General features: G+C 42.6%; 11 protein-coding genes and 1 pseudogene. 10 read left to right on the top strand and 2 right to left on the bottom strand.

Annotation, left to right across the window (positions count from 1 at the left end; translation table 11 throughout):
* Positions 1-41 precede the first annotated feature (41 nt).
* Together LQ247_RS16250 and LQ247_RS16245 are read left to right on the top strand one after the other, a co-directional pair.
* Positions 42-3200: an efflux RND transporter permease subunit gene (locus LQ247_RS16250; protein WP_231006294.1), complete on the top strand. Its 3159-nt coding sequence runs from the start codon at positions 42-44 to the stop codon at positions 3198-3200.
* Between the two features lie 131 nt (positions 3201-3331).
* Complete coding sequence (locus tag LQ247_RS16245; protein WP_020450473.1) at positions 3332-3532, top strand: hypothetical protein; 201 nt, start codon at positions 3332-3334, stop codon at positions 3530-3532.
* A gap of 98 nt (positions 3533-3630) precedes the next feature.
* On the opposite strand, the gene LQ247_RS16240 is transcribed toward LQ247_RS16245, so the two are convergent.
* Together LQ247_RS16240 and LQ247_RS16235 are read right to left on the bottom strand one after the other, a co-directional pair.
* A complete protein-coding gene (locus LQ247_RS16240) occupies positions 3631-4173 on the bottom strand; it encodes a GNAT family N-acetyltransferase (protein WP_095292948.1) in 543 nt (180 codons plus the stop codon).
* A gap of 13 nt (positions 4174-4186) precedes the next feature.
* Complete coding sequence (locus LQ247_RS16235) at positions 4187-5140, bottom strand: nucleoside hydrolase (protein WP_025810350.1); 954 nt, start codon at positions 5138-5140, stop codon at positions 4187-4189.
* 199 nt (positions 5141-5339) lie between these two features.
* On the opposite strand from LQ247_RS16235, the gene LQ247_RS16230 reads away from it, so the two are divergent.
* The 8 genes and pseudogenes from LQ247_RS16230 to LQ247_RS16195 form a co-directional block, all read left to right on the top strand.
* Complete coding sequence (locus LQ247_RS16230; protein ID WP_023855610.1) at positions 5340-6254, top strand: diacylglycerol kinase; 915 nt, start codon at positions 5340-5342, stop codon at positions 6252-6254.
* Positions 6255-6302: 48 nt separating this feature from the next.
* On the top strand, positions 6303-7682 hold the full coding sequence (gene rlmD / locus LQ247_RS16225) for a 23S rRNA (uracil(1939)-C(5))-methyltransferase RlmD (protein ID WP_231006293.1): 1380 nt from the start codon (positions 6303-6305) through the stop codon (positions 7680-7682).
* A gap of 779 nt (positions 7683-8461) precedes the next feature.
* Positions 8462-10861, top strand: coding sequence for a DISARM system-associated protein DrmE (gene drmE, locus LQ247_RS16220; protein ID WP_269146025.1), 2400 nt, complete (start codon positions 8462-8464; stop codon positions 10859-10861).
* Between the two features lie 4 nt (positions 10862-10865).
* A complete protein-coding gene (drmA, locus tag LQ247_RS16215; protein ID WP_231006292.1) occupies positions 10866-14225 on the top strand; it encodes a DISARM system helicase DrmA in 3360 nt (1119 codons plus the stop codon).
* The gene (gene drmB, locus LQ247_RS16210) at positions 14197-15969 is read left to right on the top strand and encodes a DISARM anti-phage system protein DrmB (RefSeq protein ID WP_269146024.1); all 1773 of its coding nucleotides are present in this window, start codon (positions 14197-14199) and stop codon (positions 15967-15969) included. The genes drmA and drmB overlap by 29 nt, the downstream gene beginning before the upstream one ends.
* On the top strand, positions 15970-16692 hold the full coding sequence (gene drmC / locus LQ247_RS16205; protein WP_231006290.1) for a DISARM anti-phage system protein DrmC: 723 nt from the start codon (positions 15970-15972) through the stop codon (positions 16690-16692).
* 12 nt (positions 16693-16704) lie between these two features.
* Positions 16705-18039, top strand: a complete 1335-nt coding sequence (locus LQ247_RS16200) for a DNA cytosine methyltransferase (protein WP_231006289.1) — start codon at positions 16705-16707, stop codon at positions 18037-18039.
* Positions 18040-18444: 405 nt separating this feature from the next.
* Positions 18445-18759, top strand: a pseudogene (locus LQ247_RS16195) (family 1 glycosylhydrolase); the annotation flags it as partial.
* Positions 18760-18762 lie beyond the last annotated feature (3 nt).

Genomic DNA, 18762 nt, shown 5'->3' with positions numbered 1-18762 from the left:
CAATCTGTATTCTGAAAATGATATACACAATGGAGGTCGTAATGAATTCTATCATTAATTTTGTACTAAAGAACAAGTTCGCTGTGTGGCTGATGACGATTATTGTTACGGTTGCCGGCATTTATGCGGGTTTAAATATGAAGCAGGAATCAATTCCTGATGTGAACATGCCTTATTTGACCGTCAGCACGACATACCCCGGAGCCACTCCGAGCCAGGTAGCTGATGAAGTCACAAAGCCTGTTGAACAAGCCGTGCAAAACCTGGACGGCGTCAGCGTTGTGACGTCCACTTCGTATGAAAACGCATCATCGGTGATGATTGAATACGATTATGAAAAGGATATGGACAAAGCGAAGACGGAAGCCGCTGAAGCATTGGCGAATCTCGATCTGCCGGACAATGCGAAAGAGCCGAGCATTTCGCGCTACAGCATGAATTCCTTCCCGATCCTCGCGCTCAGCGTGTCCAGTGATAAAGACGATCTTCAAAGCTTGACGAAAAAAGTGGAAGACAGCCTCCTGACGAAGCTTGAAGGCCTTGAAGGCGTAGCTTCCGTTCAGCTTTCCGGACAGCAGGTTGAAGAAGTCGAATTTTCATTTAAAAAAGACAAATTGAAGCAATATGGGCTTGACGAGGATACAGTCAAGCAAGTGATTCAAGGATCTGATGTGACGACTCCGCTTGGGTTGTACACATTCGGCAAAGAAGAAAAATCGGTCGTCGTCAGCGGCGATATCGAAACAATTAAAGACTTGAAAAATATGAGAATTCCAGCGGCGTCTGCCGGAGGCGCAAGCGCGCAAGCCGGAGCGCAAAGTGCGCAAGCGGCCCAGGGCGCGCAGGCTCAAGCCGGAGCACAGAGCGCCGGACAAGCTCAGCAAAGCGCGGGAATCCCGACGGTTAAGCTGTCTGACATCGCAACGATTAAAGATGTCAAAAAAGCCGAATCCATTTCACGAACCAATGGTAAAGACAGCATCGGCATCAGCGTCATTAAAGCAAACGACGCCAATACCGTCGAGGTAGCCGACAACGTAAAAGCTGAACTCGAACAATTCAAAAAAGACCACAAAGGCTTCAAATACAGCTCGACATACGATCAAGCCGAACCGATCACCGAGTCGGTCGAGACGATGCTGAGCAAAGCGATTTTCGGAGCGATCTTTGCGGTTGTGATCATTCTCTTATTCCTAAGGGATATTAAATCAACATTAATCTCGGTCATTTCGATTCCATTGTCATTGTTAATCGCACTGCTTGTCTTGAACCAGCTTGATATCACGCTCAATATCATGACGCTCGGCGCCATGACGGTCGCCATCGGACGGGTTGTCGACGACTCGATCGTCGTCATTGAAAACATTTACCGCCGCATGAGGCTGAAAGATGAGCCGCTGCGCGGAAAAGCGCTCGTGCGCGAAGCGACGAAGGAAATGTTCATGCCGATCATGTCATCAACGATCGTGACGATCGCGGTATTCCTGCCGCTCGCACTCGTCGGCGGTCAAATCGGCGAATTGTTCCTGCCGTTTGCCTTAACGATTGTATTCGCGCTTGCCGCATCCCTGCTGATCGCGATCACGCTCGTGCCGATGCTTGCGCACACCCTCTTCAAAAAGTCGTTGACAGGTGCGCCGGTGAAGGCGAAAGAACACAAGCCTGGGGTACTGGCCAACTTCTACAAAAAAGTGTTGAATTGGTCGCTCAGCCATAAATGGATCACTTCGATCATCGCGGTTCTGATGCTGGTCGGAAGCTTGTTCCTCGTGCCGCTAATCGGAGCGAGCTACTTGCCTGCTACAAAAGATAAAATGGTGCAAATCACATACACTCCTGAACCGGGAGAAACGAAAAAAGAAGCGGAAAAAGAAGCGCAAAAAGCTGAAAAAGTCCTATTGGACCGCAAACACGTCGATACGGTTCAATATACGTTAGGAGCGGGAAATCCGCTGATGGGCGGAAGCTCAAACGGCGCGTTGTTCTATATCAAATATGAGGAAGACACACCTGATTTTGATAAAGAAAAAGACAACGTCCTAAAAGACATTCAGAAGCAATCCAAACGCGGAGAATGGAAAACCCAGGATTTCAGCTCTTCAGGCAATAACAATCAGTTAACGTATTATGTGTACGGAGATTCAGAAAAAGAGATTAAAGGCACTGTAAAAGAGATCGAAAAGATTATGAAAGACCAAAAAGACCTGAAGAACGTAAACTCAGGCCTGTCCAGCACATATGACGAATTTACTTTTGTCGCTGACCAGGAGAAATTAAGCAAACTCGGGTTAACGGCATCACAGATTTCTCAGGCGCTCATGAAAGAAACATCGCAGGCGCCGCTTACAACCGTGAAAAAAGACGGAAAAGATCTTGATGTCACGATTAAAACAGAAGAAGAAACATATAAAAGCGTCAAAGATTTAGAAAACAAGAAAATCACAACTCCGACCGGCCAGGAAGTGAAAATCGGCGATGTCGCGAAAGTGAAGGAAGGCACGACATCTGACACGATTTCAAAACGCGACGGCAAAATCTATGCCGATGTCACGGCGGAAGTCACATCGGACAACGTCACGGCCGTATCAGTCGACGTACAGAAAAACATCGACAAGATCGACCTGCCTGACAACGTCACAATCGATACCGGCGGCGTATCCGCTGATATCGAAGATTCCTTTACAAAACTCGGACTCGCGATGCTTGCGGCGGTTGCGATCGTCTACCTCGTGCTTGTGATTACATTCGGCGGAGCACTGGCGCCATTTGCGATCCTGTTCTCGCTGCCGTTTACGATTATCGGCGCCTTGGTGGGACTTTACGTATCAGGAGAAACAATCAGCTTGAACGCAATGATCGGAATGCTGATGCTGATCGGTATCGTCGTTACAAACGCGATTGTCTTAATCGACCGCGTCATCCATAAGGAAGCGGAAGGGCTCTCAACGAGAGAAGCACTCCTTGAAGCTGGCTCTACAAGGCTCCGTCCGATCCTGATGACGGCCATCGCCACAATCGGCGCCCTGATTCCATTGGCGCTCGGATTTGAAGGCGGCAGCCAGGTCATTTCAAAAGGACTAGGCGTCACCGTTATCGGCGGTTTGATCAGTTCGACGCTCCTTACCCTGCTGATCGTACCGATCGTATACGAAGTGCTGGCGAAATTCCGCCGGAAAAAACCGGGTATGAAAGAAGAGTAAGTCGATAAAACATGAACCCCTTGGAATGCTCCTTTCCAAGGGGTTTTTTCTTTGATGAGACGATCGTCGGTGTTTAACAAATATATCCTGTGTTATGCTTTGTTTAAAAAAGGCAACAGAGGAGGCAGTGAATGGAATCGAAAGGAAACAACGAACCAAGCCCCAAAGCCGTAAAGCGGCTCACCTGGATCATACCGATCGTGTTGATCGGAGTCATTTTTCTCTTGAAAAATATAAGAAATCCTGTGACTGATGTTTTATTTTATATTGTATGTGCAGGTGTTATCGCCTTAGTCATTTTCAGCATCATGAAAGAGACAAAAAGCAGATGAAAGCATGTTATGAGCTTGTCGATAAAGGTTGAAATGATCTTCATCGACAAGCTTTTTTAATGCTGCTGATTTCGTTTTCCAGCCCCGCAAAGAAGCGGTTAATCATTCGGATTGATTACCGCCAGCAGCTGATGGTCTTCCCATTTTCCGTTGATCTTAACGTTTTTCCGGGCGATGCCTTCTTTGTGAAAGCCCGCCTTCTCCAGCACCCGGATCGAGGCAAGATTACGGGGCATGACGCCGGCTTCGATGCGATGGAGCTTGAGATCTTGAAAGGCGAACTCGACCATCAGCTTGACGGCTTCTGTCGTGTAGCCTTTGCCGTTGTGTTTCTGATCCAAAAAATAGCCGATGAAGGCGCTTTGCAAGGAGCCGCGCAGTACCTGGAAAAGGTTGATCGTTCCGATCAGCGTATCGTTTGCAGGATCAAAGATGCCAAAATAATAATCTACATCGTTCTGCATATTTTCATATAAACTTTGAAGCCTCTTCTGTTGTCCTTCGATTGTATAAAACTCTTCGTTCCGCTCCATTGAAAACTGTTCAAAAAACGGGCGGTTTGCGTTCTGCAAGTCAAGGCAAGCCTCGGCGTCTTCAGCCGTGAGCGGCCTGATATAAATGTTTGTCCCTTTTTTGATCATGGAAAGTCTCCTTTTATAAAGATGGAATGCGGTCGGCTTTTTTCATCAACTCTTCAAAATACGCAAAAAATTGATCCCTGTCGACTTGATCGACGACTTCGACCATTCTGCCGTGAGGATGCTCTTCTGTCGTTCCTTGGCGCGGGCTTTCCGTATGGACAACCGCCTTGACGCTGCGCGAGCGTGTCATATCGACTGTGCCGAGTGTCAGCGTCGTCAGCACATCCCAAAGGTAGTATGTCGAATTCGTCTCGTTATGGACAAGCGGCGGACACATCGCATAGCACTGGCCGATAAAATCGATCCCGACATGCTTTCTGAGGCTTGCCCAATGGGAGCGGATATCGTTTGTCAATGGCACCTGGTTCGTGCTTTCAAGCGCGACCATTTCGATCTGAATATCGCGTTCGAACACCGTCTTGACGCTGTAAGGGTCCCAAAAGGCGTTCCATTCCGCCGTCCCGTCGTGCTCAGGCTCTTCCACATTTCCTTTCTCAAGGAAGGTACCGCCCATCCAGACAAGTTTGGCAATGTGCTTGATGATCGCCGGTTCTTCCTCAAGCGCCCTCGCCAAGTCTGTCAGCGGGCCGGTAAACAGCAGCGTCACCGGTTCCGGGCTCTGTTTGACGCATTCAATGAGATGGAGGTGAGCGGGCAGGTCTGACACAGGGGTCCGGACTTCGCCTTTTTCATTTAAAAGCGGCAGGGCGTCGACATAAAAAGCGTGCATGCGCCACTCCTTCGGGAACGGATGCACCCCTCTCGAATCGGATGCCGCAGTCTCGACCTGGTACGAACCGAAGCGGTCAATGATTTTTCGGCTGGCACTGAGAGCCGGCTCCAGATAGCAATCCGCCGGTATGACGGATGCTCCGATCAATTTGACATCTTCCATCTGCAATAGCAGAAATAAAGAGACGAGATCATCGACGCCTCCGTCATGGTTAAAATAAACGGGCTTTTTCACAGCAACATCTCCTTTTTTCTTAATATTAATTATTTTACATCAATTAGATCCCGAAGTCTTTTTTACCATGAATTGAGGCATTTTATCTAAAATTAAACAAATAATAAAACCCATTTTGTTGCGATTTTTTCAACAACTAGTATAATTAAAGGTTGTTGGTAAAGAAATGATACGGATACTCTAATAGGATGATGAAAACATGAAACGTGCACGAATCATATACAATCCGACTTCCGGACGCGAAATTTTCAAAAAAAACCTTGCCCAAGTTCTGCAGAAGTTCGAGCAGGCAGGCTATGAAACGTCTTGCCATGCGACAACAGGGGAAGGGGATGCCGTACAGGCCGCCAGAAACGCCGCTGAGCGGGAATTTGACTTGATTGTTGCGGCCGGAGGAGACGGCACATTAAATGAAGTCATCAACGGACTGGCGCCGTTGGAACACCGTCCCAAGCTCGGAGTCATTCCGGTCGGAACGACGAATGACTTTGCGAGAGCGCTCGGCATTCCGCGCGAGGATATTTTAAAGGCGGTAAACACAATACTAGAGGGAGAAGCCCGTCCGATTGACATCGGCCGCGTCAACGGCCAATATTTCATCAATATTGCCGGCGGCGGACGCCTCACCGAACTGACATATGACGTACCAAGCAAATTGAAGACGATGCTCGGCCACCTCGCCTATTATTTAAAAGGAATGGAAATGCTCCTTCCTTCGCTGAGGCCGACCGAGGTTGAAATCGAATACGACGGCAAGCTGTTTGAAGGAGAAGTGATGCTGTTTCTCGTCATGCTGACGAACTCCGTCGGCGGCTTTGAGAAGCTCGCTCCAGACTCAAGCTTGAATGACGGCATGTTTGACCTCGTTATTTTAAAACGGGCAAACCTCGCCGAATTCATCAGACTTGTCGGACTTGCCCTCCGCGGCGAACATATCAATGACGAGCATATCATCTACACGAAAGCAAACCGCGTCAAAGTGACGGTCAAAGACAAAATGCTCCTCAACCTTGACGGCGAATACGGCGGCGAACTGCCGGGCGAATTCGAAAACCTCTACCGCCATATCGATGTCGTCATGTCAAAAGAAAAAGCGAGAAAATTGGATGATTGAACTTGGTCTAAAGAGCTGGCCAAGTTTTTCTTATAGCAGGTGAAAAAGATGAAACAAAAAGCCCCCGTTCAAAAAAATGAATATTACAATGTCGTATTTGAAGATTTAACACACGAAGGAGCCGGCGTCGCCAAAGTCGACGGCTTCCCGATTTTCGTGCCGAACGCGCTCCCTGACGAAAAGGCGCAGATCAAAGTGACCCGGGTTAAAAAAGGCTTCGCCTTCGGCCGTCTCATCGACTTGAAAGAAGAAAGCCGCTTTCGTACAGACGCGCCGTGCCCGATCTACAAGCAGTGCGGCGGCTGCCAGCTTCAGCACATCAACTACGAAGGCCAGCTTCTCTACAAGCAGAAGCAAGTCAAAGACGTGCTCGAGCGAATCGGCAAGCTCGATTTAAGCCGGATCACCGTCCACCCGACCCTCGGCATGGAAGACCCGTGGAACTACCGAAACAAAGCGCAGGTCCCTGTCGGCGAAAGAGAAGGCGGTCTGATCGCAGGTTTCTACCAGCAGCGCAGCCATGAAATCATCGATATGAACGAGTGTCTGATCCAGCAGACGGAAAACGACCGCGTCGTTCAAGCAATCAAAGAGATCTGCGGCAAATACGGCATCAAAGCGTACAACGAAGAACGCCACAAAGGCTGGCTCAGACACATCATGGTCAGATACGGCGCCGTCACAGGCGAAATGATGGTCGTCTTCATCACAAGAACAAACGACTTCCCGCACAAAGCGAAAATCGTCGAGGAGATCACCGCGGCATTCCCGCACGTCAAATCGATCGTCCAAAACATCAACCCGAAAAAAACAAACGTCATTTTCGGCGACGAAACAACCGTCATCTGGGGAGAAGAATACATTTACGACACAATCGGAGAGATCAAATTCGCCATCTCCGCCAGATCGTTCTACCAAGTCAACCCTGAGCAAACAAAGGTGCTCTATGACAAAGCGCTTGAATACGCCGAACTGAACGGCGAAGAAACCGTCATCGACGCCTACTGCGGCATCGGCACGATCTCGCTGTTTCTGGCGAAGCAGGCGAAAAAAGTATACGGCGTCGAAATTGTGCCGGAAGCGATTGAGGACGCGAAGCGGAATGCCGAGTTGAACGGTATTGAGAACGCTGAGTTTGAAGTTGGCGAAGTTGAGGTCGTGATTCCGAAGTGGTATAAGGAAGGTATCAAGGCTGATACGCTTGTGGTTGACCCGCCGCGCAAAGGCTGCGATGAGGCATTGCTGCGGACGATTTTGGAGATGAAGCCGAAGCGTGTGGTTTATGTGTCTTGCAACCCGGGAACCTTGGCGCGCGATTTGCGGGTGCTTGAGGATGGCGGGTATTCGACGCTTGAGGTGCAGCCTGTTGATATGTTTCCGCATACTAGCCATGTGGAGTGTTGTGCGTTTATAAAATTAATTAAATAATTAGCAGAAGGGTCCGAGAATCGATAGAGAATTCTCGGACTTCCGTCTGCCTTTATTTCAATCCTTTCTATTTAAGTAAGCGGTGTAAAAGATTAGGTGTTAGTTCTTGGGAATCAACGTATCCGTCAAAGCTGTTGTTTAGTTCAAGTAATGCTAATGATCTTATTTAGTTTCAAGAGCTGTTCTCATTAAAAAACGCTCAACTTTCATATTTCATATGAATATCCTCCTTAATTTATAAAGAGGTCTAGACCAAATTTTGAATGATTTCCTGTAATCTCAGCTGATTTTTAGTAGTAATTATAAAAACAATCTGAAAATACGACTATATTTTTACTTGGTTGTGAGGAGTATTCACAAATGATTAAAGGTGTGACGATACCAACTTTAAAGTTCACAAAGATAAATCCTCTAATTTTCTCCATTATTCTTAAAAATTCCTTGTATAGATAAAAAAATTTCTGGGGTACTAGGTTTTTATAGTGCCTTTGGCTAATTGCCTTTTGTGCCCCCCAAGAAAATAACAGGTGGTAGCAGTTGCGTGGAGGAAAACCAGAGTACCTCAGCGAGGCGGACTGAAATCGTTATAGATAGCTAAAATAATAACTTTATAGTGGGGAGAAATCTCAGTTAAAAAACGCTACAAGGAAATTGGCACAATTGGTCTGTTCTTCTAATATACATATAGAAGTACTCTAATTCTGTTGGTATAATAGTATTATGAAATTTAAGTTTTTTGTAATTTGTATGGTGAATTTACAAATGAGAGAAGGAGATAGATGTTGTATAGCACATCAGACAAGTCTTTAGTACATTGTAGTGTACCTCAGCAGATATTTTATCGAGCCGAAGAGTGTATGGGTGATGAAATTGTTGGGTCCCTGTTGTGCAAGGAAAACATATTGCTCTGTACACCGAGAAAGTACATATTTCCACATCTAGTATTGAGAGCGCTTAATATGGATGAAACAATGGGGTTTCAGAAAAGAGAGAATCCATCTAAAAGGGCGGAAATCTTGGTGGTAACCAATCGCTTAGAGATGCTGGCCTTCTTGGAGACTTGCCGTGTGAATGCGGAGAGGCTCTTTCAAATATGCAGTAATATTCATCAATATATTGGGTATTGCAATATGGGGGATACCTACTTTGCTCGAGTGTATTGGAGGCACATTCTTTACCATTACTACGAAGGCAAGTTACCCCAAGATGTTCCCTTGCACTACATATATCCTGTTGCATCAGGCTACCGCAAGTTTAATGCCCTTTCAAGGGGGAACAGAAATATATTGGGGAGGAAGGATAGTCAAAATCCCACAATTTATGTAACGGAGAATTTGGACATGCTCAATGAGCAGGAACATAGTTTTGATTATATTTTTGTGGATTGTTCTTACATTAAAAAGGGCTTATCGAACTTACCTAAGGGCACTTTGTTGTTCTTTGACAACCTTTTAGATGACCGCATCCCATATCTACAGAAAAGTGCTGTTAAGAATTATATAGTTGATGGGAATTGTCTCCAGAATATTGATGAAAAAGAAATACAGCAACCTATGATTAATATAGAAGAATTGCTACATAAAGTGAGCATTCATTCGCTGGATGTAGAGTATGTTAAAAGTAGTTTTGAGCAGGAAATTGAGCGACTAATCCACCTATTGGATAAATTAAGAAAGGGGAAATTTTCAAGATATGATACGAATGTTGCGGCAAAGCTGGTGTATATTTTAATCCGACTTCCTATCGGTGCTGGACTTTACGATTTAATTGCATCAATGCAGCCATATTGGGACACTGTTCTCGGATTACTCCAAGAATTAAAGGATAGCGAAAGTCGTTATGAAAATGATTCTTTTGAGGAAATGGTGTCATTATTTGAGGATATTTTGTACAAACATTCTCTTGACCGTTCTAACCCTAAGGGGGATGAATTGAAGGCATTCATTCTAAACGAAGTAAAGCAAGGCAAGAGTGTTTGTGTGGTCTCCAATAGTCGAAAGAACCAACTTGCTCTAAAAGAGTTCATCTCGTTGGCAATGGGAATGACAATAGAGGAATTGGCTGAATACGATTTGCAATTCTTTGTGTCTAAAGATATTTGGGCCCAAGATATTACTGTACATTGTGATTCTCTTGTCATGTACTCTGCAATAAATTTTAGAGATTTACAGTCATTGTTGAAAATTTCTTATAAGAGAGCCAAATTATATTTGTACAGTTCAGAAATTAACTTAATTACTCAAAAATTGAAAACGATATTGGAAGCGGAAAATTATGCATTAAGGCATTTTGTTCAGAACTCAACTCAACAGGATAGCACTAACTTTTATAGGTATCTCTATAATCGATTCAACAAGTTTGCTCGTCAGAAAGTCATTGGTTTAAATAGTGCTGCTGCTGATTTGTTAGAGAAGAGTACAACAGTGTCCCCTGCTGTTTACCGTGGAGAGAAGGATTATAAAGGTACAGATGCTGTTAAAGCAACTTTGGTTCATTTTACAGATGGAAGCGTATCCTTCTTTACAAAGAACAGTGCAGTTTATGTGCTAGATAACAAGAATAAACGAGTTACACATAAACATTTTCACGAAATAGGATTAAAAGACACTATTCTTTTTGTCGATAACGATGCTAGGAAAGATTTGTATAGGATATTCATTCAATCTGTTGACGCGAAGGACACTAGTAAACAAGCATATCTGTCTATTAAAAAGTGGAGAGAATTATATGAAGAAAAGTTTATGGAAAAACGGATGGACGATGATAGGCTTTTCCGATTGATGCGAACTGCAGGTTGGAATAAAACCACAAAATCCGTTCTGCGAAACTGGAGAACGGGATATAGCTATGGCCCTCGGGACAGGGAGGACATTATGGTATTGGGTGAGGTACTTGGAATAAATACTTTTGTGGAAGATGTCCAAACCTACTATAATGCAATGTCGAAAATTAGGGTGGAGCGACGCAAAGCTTCTAGAATTTTAAATAAATTGATTTATTCCTCAAAACAAGTACTTGGTAATGAGGACTCAGCTATATTGGCCAGATACAATCTTACTATAGAGCAGTTAAATGAATCGTTAGTTACCAAAAGCATTAAGGAAATTGTTTCAGACAGGATGTATTACATAAAACCTGCGGAAGTTGGCCTTTTATACAATGTAGATGCCAAGGAGTGACAGTATGAGTAAAGCAGAACGTGAAATGTACAAGAAAGTTCGCCGTATTATGGTTAGTGATTTAAAAAGGGATTTAATTGGACCAGCACATGACGAGTCTGATGTGATTTATGAAGCACCATCCCAGGCATATATTACGGGAATTTTATATCCTCTCGAATCCGAGGTAGAAACAGAAGAATCTTTAGAAGATGTTCAATTTGCTGACGTGTACGATGAACCTGAGTCGGGAATGGGAGAAGATGTAAAACAACAAAGAAATTCTGAACTTGAACAAGAAGCTGAAGAAGAGAAGATTACACCGAACAAGAAATTCAAGCATCAAAACTCTCTGGGAATAAGGTGCTATGTGCGAGAAACAACTGATCATATACGTGCATCAATCGCATGGGGGCGGTACACATCATCTAAGAAATTTGATTCCGAAAGGAAAAGAGAAGTTATTTTATGGACACGTCAAATTGAGTGTTTTGAGGAGTATATTTCCTTGTCTTCATTCGATCAGAATATTGATATCCCTATTACACAGGAAGTATCACTTGTTGTTAGCAAAAAAAAGCTTTCAGGTACAGATGTATTCCTTGTTTCAGTTTTCCTTGTAAATAAACGAGTTGATAAAAATAGCAATAATGCCATGTTCCAGTGTGAGCTTACTCTAACTCATGAAGAAGGTAAAGGTATTTTCCTATGTGAAAACGAAGCAAGGAAGGATAAAAATGACTTTAGTGAGTTCCTATATCGGAATAAGCCTGTGTTTGCAAAAGGGTTTGGCTGTGCTGTTACCTGGAAAGCAGAGAGCAGCAACTACGCAAGTGAATTAAAGTCAGCCTTTATCCCAGAACATGAAGTCGAGAGTATGAGCACAGACTTACCGTACGATGAAAATTATGGTGAACTCCCTAAAGGTTATTTTTCCATTAAGCAATTTGCAGAGGCTAATGACCAACGTGAGACTATAGACAAGCTGAATAACCTAGCGAATAGGTATGAGAGCTGGATCAACAAGTTGCCTGTTGATAAGGTAGCAAATAAAGAAGCAACTGAGCGAGTTATTAAAGATTGTCAAGCAACTCTAACACGTATCAGAAGAGGCATTCAGCTGTTAGCGAACGAAGAGAATAATAAGGCATTTGTTGCTTTCAAATTTATGAATACAGTCATGCATACACAGGATGCCATGAAAAGATATTCTAGGAATAATAAGACCACCACACTCGAGACAGAGATACGCAAGGAAAATCTTGAATGGCGGCCTTTTCAGTTGGCGTTTATTTTGCTCAACTTAGAAGGGTTAGTAGATTTAAAATCAAAAGATCGTAAAATTGTAGACCTTCTTTGGTTCCCAACAGGTGGAGGAAAGACAGAGGCATACCTAGGCATTTGTGCTTTCCTATTGGGATATAGACGACTATTTGCTTCTACTAGCAGCGCCTATGAGCGTGATGGCGGTGTGACGATTCTTCTAAGATACACTCTCCGCCTTTTAACTACTCAGCAACGTGATAGATTAATGCGTATGATAAGCGCATGTGAGTATACACGTCAAAAAACCAATGCCTTTGGACAGTCAGAGTTTTCGGTTGGCTTCTGGGTAGGGGCACAAGTGACGGTAAATAAGCTAGATGACCTTACTGAGAACGAGTACTACCTTGACAGGGACAAGGTGCTGAAGGAATATGAAAAGATTGAAAAGCAAGTAATTGAATGCCCTTGCTGTGGGACAAAGGGCTTAGAGTATAAGTTTTTGCCAAGTAGAGACACCAAGACAAAAAAGACCGGAATTAAAATCTTTTGCACAAATGAGTCATGCTTCTTTTCAAAAACACATATCCCAGTCTACTTGGTGGACGAAGAGATTTATCGTAAATTGCCTACTGTGGTTATATCTACAGTTGATAAGTTTACGCGGCTACCTTGGGATGAAAAGACCGCAGCTTTATTCGGAAAAGTAAATAGGTTTTGTGAACGCTGTGGCTATATTGCTGAGGGGGAAAAGCATGAAAAATCTCATCGAAACCCTAAGGCTAGTGTTCACGATGTTAAACCATTTTATCCACCAGAACTTATAATTCAGGATGAGTTACATCTCATAACTGGGCCACTAGGAACTGTGTACGGCGGGTACGAAACGGTTATTGAAGAGCTAAGTACAGCTCATGAGGGCGAAGATTATCTCAAGCCTAAGTACATTGCTGCGACTGCTACAATTAAGAATGCTGAGGTGCAAGTCGAAAAGGTGTTCGGAAGGAAACTCACACAGCAATTCCCGCCTCCTGGATTGAAGGTAGAGGATTCTTTTTTTGCGCGAGAAAGAAACTTAGATGAGTTTCCCTTCAGGCTTTATGCAGGTGTTTGTGTATCTGGTCACTCAATGAAGACAGTCCTGTTACGGATATATGCGGTGCTACTTCAAACAACAGAGCACCTTTTGGAAGATGAAGAACTTTCAAAATATATTGATCCGTATAGAACCCTTGTTGGTTATTTCAACAGTATCAGGGAACTAGGTGGTGCAGTGCGTTTGTTAGAGGATGACATAAAAAAGAGAATTCAAACCCTGCAGAAGAAGTATAAGTACAGTAAGCAGAGATACATCAGCCGTAAGCCAGAACTCACCTCCCGTGTGCCATCAAGTAGAATTCCTAAGGTATTGGAGCAGTTGGAAAAGGAGATAGGCAACGAGGAACTAGATGTGGTTTTGGCTACTAATATGATTTCTGTTGGGATGGACGTTGACCGTTTAGGACTTATGGTAATTACAGGTCAACCAAAGCAAACTTCTGAGTATATACAATCATCTAGCCGTGTGGGTCGTAGTAAGCCAGGACTCGTAATTACTGTGTACAACCCTTACCGGGCTCGTGATATGTCACATTATCAGAATTTCAAGGGTTATCACCAGCGATTATACCATTTTGTAGAGGGAACTACAGCAACTCCATATGCTTCTAGGGCTAGGGACCGCTTTTTGCACGCTATTGCAGTTGCTTTGCTGAGGTTGAGCTATCCAGAGTTGGCAAAGAACTTGGATGCAAAGAATATAAAGGATATGGACTTGAACTATCTCAAGGATGTAGTTAAAAAGCGTGTATCCACTGTGGAATATCGAAATGTCTCGGATACTATGGAGTATTTGCAACATTTCCTAGACGAGTGGATAAGTCGGGCCGCATCGGAAGACAATTTGCAGTATTACTTCAACCCTAAGACAAGAAGCGCAAGAATAGGAAACCAACGTCGTTTATTAGCACGTTTTTCTGAGGAAAAAGACCATGGCGGAAAGCCAACTCTCGATTCAATGAGGCAAGTAGAGGGTACATCTTCCTTGTACATCTATGAAGGGTGGAATAGCAGTGAAGAATGAAGTAGGGGAAGTCCGACCAGGACAATTAATTACAACATACGGTCCAGGAGCAATTATGGATTCCGTAAATGACTCACTTGTGGTTTTGGATATAAAGTACTGGACTAATTGTAATGAGAAGATATATGATAAAAACTTGATGAAGTTCCTGAAAAAGGATTATTTTAAGAAAATCCCGTCTACGAAATATAAGGATTTGCCAGCAATTCCGTTTCCAAACTACCACGTGTGTAGCAATGTTAAATGCTCACGTCTCTTTGATATTAGAGATAATTTTGTAATGAGCGACTATCTTAAAGGTGGTCCCAAGTGTCCTGATTGCTCACGGAAATCGTATCCTGCCCGTTTCGTGGTCTCGTGTCAAGAGAACCATTTAGATGATTTTCCTTGGAGATGGTGGGCGCATGGTAAGCAAGATACGGAATGTAAAGGAAAACTGCGTCTGTGGAGTACAGGGAATACATCTAGTTTGGATTCTCTGTTTGTAGAGTGTGAATGTAAAAAGAAGAAGAGTCTTAGAGGAGCAATGCAAGACAGTTCTTTTGAAGGCTACAAGTGTACAGGGAATCACCCTCATAAACTGAATAAAAAGTCGAATTGTAAGCAGCCTGAGCCTGTAATTCCATTACAACGCGGGGCATCAAATGTATATTTTCCTGCTCTAAGAAGTGCTATTGTTATTCCTGACAACACCAGTAAGGATAACAATCTTGATGATTTTTTTACTTCAGTTAAGGAAGTTATCAATATTTATGCTGATCTTATAGGTGAAAACTGGCATTATAAATTCTACAGTGATCGTTTAACCGGTCATAGTGAGTTCTCAGATGCTGAGGATTTCATCAGAAAGTGGACTGCTTATCTTAACAATGCTGATTCAGGTGAAGAAATAGAGTATAACCAGATTAAGGAGGCTGAATATAGGGCTTTTACTGCGTTTGATAGGAAGGTAAAGATGGGAGACTTCGAGGCAGAAGTTGAAACAGTTCCAGATGATTTTCAGCCTTACTTCAAGAGAATTGTAAAGGCTCATAAATTAAAGGAAATTCTTGTCCTTCTAGGGTTTATGAGGAATGACAGTCCTGAACCGGATGTCAATGAACCGAAGAGGATTGAATGGTTAGAGTCAGATGGGTATGAAAACTGGTTACCAGCAATTGAAGTTCACGGAGAAGGGATCTTTATTGAATTTAACCATACGACTATAAGCAAGTGGCTCGAAGAAAACAGCGAACTTCCTAAGCGATCAGAGAAGTTTTCATCCTTGTACGCAAGTTGGATAGAAAGTAAAGGATGGGAAGTACGTGATGAAAAAGATATTGTGTACGTTATGCTACATACATTTGCCCATCTATTGATTAAACAGTTATCGTTGCAATCGGGGTACTCGTCAGTGGCAATTAAAGAAAGAATATATTGTGGAAAGAACATGGCTGGTGTTCTCTTGTACACTGGTAGTACTGATCAAGAAGGTTCCTTAGGTGGTCTTGTCGAAATGGGCGGTATAGATAAACTTCGACCACTAATTGTAAATGCACTTGAAGAGGCAGTATTCTGTTCTAACGACCCATCTTGTGCGAGCTTAGAGCCGAGTGAGGATAACCAGTTAAACGGCTGTGCCTGCTTTGCTTGTTCAATGGTTGCTGAAACTTCTTGCGAAACAGGAAACCGATTATTAGACCGATCACTATTGGTAAAAACAATAGACAGCAAGTACTCACCATTCTTTAAGGGGTTATTGTAGATGAGGAATGTGACTCGTTCGCATATGGTACTTCACCAAATTCAAAGCGTACTAAAAAAGTATGAGGAAGTTAGTGCACAAGAATTATATGAGTCCTTAGATAAAGGGACTGTACAAAGAGAATTTGGAGTACGATCAGTCGATTTATCACGCTTGAGTGTTTCCGAAGAGCAGTTTTCAGAACTGCTCTTGCTTTTTAAGCTCTACAGTGACCAGCAACAACAGAGTAGCATAGAGTTTGTTGCAACAGTTCCAAGTGAAGTAGACGTTAGGCTTAGAAAAACTATTGCTGTCATTAGAGAAATGATTCACGGTGCACAAAATACTATTCTTGTTACAGGATATGCAGTGTCAGAGTATGTAGATGAAATTATGGAAAGGGTTTTAGAAAAGGCACTTGCTGGAGTTAATGTTGATATTTTTCTTGACCGGAATCCCCAGACTGATCGCTATATAGAAAACATAAGAGGGAGAAATCTTCCGAGTAACTTTAATGTGTATGTATATAAAGGTTCTCAAGGATATTCATCTCTGCATGCAAAAGTAATTATGGTTGACGAAGAAAAAGCCTTTGTCTCATCCGCAAATCTTTCCTATAATGGGATAGTAAATAATATAGAAATAGGTACATTGGTTGACGGAGAAAAAGTTTTGGTAATAAAAAGTGTTCTACTAGAATTGGTTAAGAATAATTATTTCGAAAAAATTATATGGTTTGCATAAGGGAGATTGAAAATGATTGTAATTGATTTATTTTCTGGAGCAGGAGGGCTGAGTGAGGGATTTCATACGCACGACTTTAAAATTGTGTCGCATGTTGAAAAAGAATACTGGGCTTGTGAAACAATTAAAACGCGTTTGTTCTACCATTTTCTAAAAGCACAGAACGATTTAGAATTATATCATGAATACTTAAGGATATCAGACAATTACCGCAATATTGAACAATCGAGAGCTTTTGTCTTTCAACGTTATCCTGAGTTGAGGGAGAAGCTTGAGATGGAAGTACTAAACCGGAAGTTTGGCAATCCCCATAATGACCCAACAGCGACTTCTTCAACACAGATGATACAACTTATTCAGAATTCGCTACAGTATAGCTGTGCTACAAGTGTAGATTTAATTATTGGTGGACCGCCATGTCAAGCTTACTCTTTAGTTGGGCGAAGCAGGATGAAAGAGAGTGTAGATAAGGACTCAAGAAACTATCTATTCCAGTATTATAAAAGAATTGTTGATGAGTTTAAACCCAAAGCGTTTGTGTTTGAAAATGTTCCGGGGATACTTACTGCTAAGCAGGGGAAGGTGTACCAAGAGATTAAAGAGTCGTTTGATCAAATTGGTTACACAGTGTTATCGGGAACAAGCCAAGAAGACAGGAGTAATGTAATCGATTTTGCTGATTTTGGTGTACCTCAAAGAAGAAAAAGGGTTATCTTGTTTGGCTTTCAAAAGAAATTAAATTATGAGTACCCTAACTTTGAAAGACATAAATTATCTTGGAATAGTCCTTTAACCACCCGAGATGTTATTTCAGACCTACCGGTCTTGAAGCCAAAACAAGGTCATGATCTTCGACTTTTAGAGTATGATACGACACAGGGTGTTGATTTGTCGCCTTATGAACTGATGATGAGAGAGGACAGTATTGGATTTACTAATCACTTTGCAAGACCTATTAAAGAGCGTGATGCAGAAATATATCAAATTGCTATAGAACATGCCACCCAAGGAAGACAAATCAAGTACAATGAGTTGCCCGAGAGATTGAAGACACATAAGAATGAGAAGGCATTTCTAGACCGATTTAAGGTGCATTGGTGGGATATTATTCCACACACTGTAGTTGCTCATATATCAAAAGATGGTCATTATAACATTCACCCTGACATTAAACAGTGCAGGTCTCTAACGGTAAGAGAAGCTGCCCGGATACAGGGTTTCCCTGATAACTATAAGTTTGAAGGTCCGCGTACCGCTCAGTATACACAGGTCGGAAATGCTGTGCCGCCTCTCATGTCTGGAATAATTGCGAGAGCAGTGAAAGATGTTATTAATGGTCACCATTAAAAGACTGACTAGTAATTCTTGTACCTGCAAAAGTAGATGTTTCATGAAATTGGAATAGACCCAGTAACGTGACTTAAAATTGTTAAAATAGTTTTCTTATTGAAAAGATGAAGTGATACTGGAAGACACTTAGCCTTTTGGCGAGTGTTTTTTACTATGTAAGAGTAAAATAATCCCCACCAGAATTTTAGAAAATGAGAGACAGACCACAGGATCTTATAAATGAGATGTAAGTAAGGAACGGACACAAGAATATTTTTGGATTGTGACTGATTCTTGGTCTATCTTTTAGTGGTTTTAATAATTCATCTCTAGTATGAAATTTTTGTAATTGAAATCAAAACAAGGAGCTCTAAAAATGAGTTCCTTGTTTTAAAGTTGGGGTAAATTTTGCATTGTTTTCAGGTGATTAACGGCATGGGTGCGAAAGATGTTGTTGAAAGCGATGGATCGATCCATGATGATTATCGTATTAACTATTTCAGAGAACATTTCCGTCAGATGAAAGAAGCCATTGAAGAAGGTGTAGATCTCTTCGGATATACCAGCTGGGGATCCATTGACATTATTAGTGCGGGAACATCTCAAATGTCCAAACGATATGGATTTATCCATGTTGATCAAGATGACGATGGCAACGGGACATTGAAGCGCTCACGTAAAGATTCATTCTACTGGTATAAGAAAGTGATCGAGTCAAATGGAGAAGTATTAGACTAAAAA

The sequence above is a fragment of the Bacillus sp. BS3(2021) genome, assembly GCF_021043345.1.
In the GTDB taxonomy this organism is placed as follows: Bacteria; Bacillota; Bacilli; order Bacillales; family Bacillaceae; genus Bacillus; species Bacillus paralicheniformis.
Note: the sequence above shows the minus strand (reverse complement) of the source record. Positions and strands in the feature narration are given on the sequence as shown.

Excerpts from the sequence above, each read along its gene's own strand:
- LQ247_RS16240 (WP_095292948.1), bottom strand. The coding sequence starts at position 4,173 with ATGATCAAAAAAGGGACAAACATTTATATCAGGCCGCTCACGGCTGAA.
- rlmD (WP_231006293.1), top strand. The coding sequence starts at position 6,303 with ATGAAACAAAAAGCCCCCGTTCAAAAAAATGAATATTACAATGTCGTA.
- drmA (WP_231006292.1), top strand. The coding sequence starts at position 10,866 with ATGAGTAAAGCAGAACGTGAAATGTACAAGAAAGTTCGCCGTATTATG.
- LQ247_RS16230 (WP_023855610.1), top strand. The coding sequence starts at position 5,340 with ATGAAACGTGCACGAATCATATACAATCCGACTTCCGGACGCGAAATT.
- drmB (WP_269146024.1), top strand. The coding sequence starts at position 14,197 with ATGAAGGGTGGAATAGCAGTGAAGAATGAAGTAGGGGAAGTCCGACCA.
- drmE (WP_269146025.1), top strand. The coding sequence starts at position 8,462 with ATGTTGTATAGCACATCAGACAAGTCTTTAGTACATTGTAGTGTACCT.
- drmC (WP_231006290.1), top strand. The coding sequence starts at position 15,970 with ATGAGGAATGTGACTCGTTCGCATATGGTACTTCACCAAATTCAAAGC.
- LQ247_RS16250 (WP_231006294.1), top strand. The coding sequence starts at position 42 with ATGAATTCTATCATTAATTTTGTACTAAAGAACAAGTTCGCTGTGTGG.
- LQ247_RS16245 (WP_020450473.1), top strand. The coding sequence starts at position 3,332 with ATGGAATCGAAAGGAAACAACGAACCAAGCCCCAAAGCCGTAAAGCGG.
- LQ247_RS16200 (WP_231006289.1), top strand. The coding sequence starts at position 16,705 with ATGATTGTAATTGATTTATTTTCTGGAGCAGGAGGGCTGAGTGAGGGA.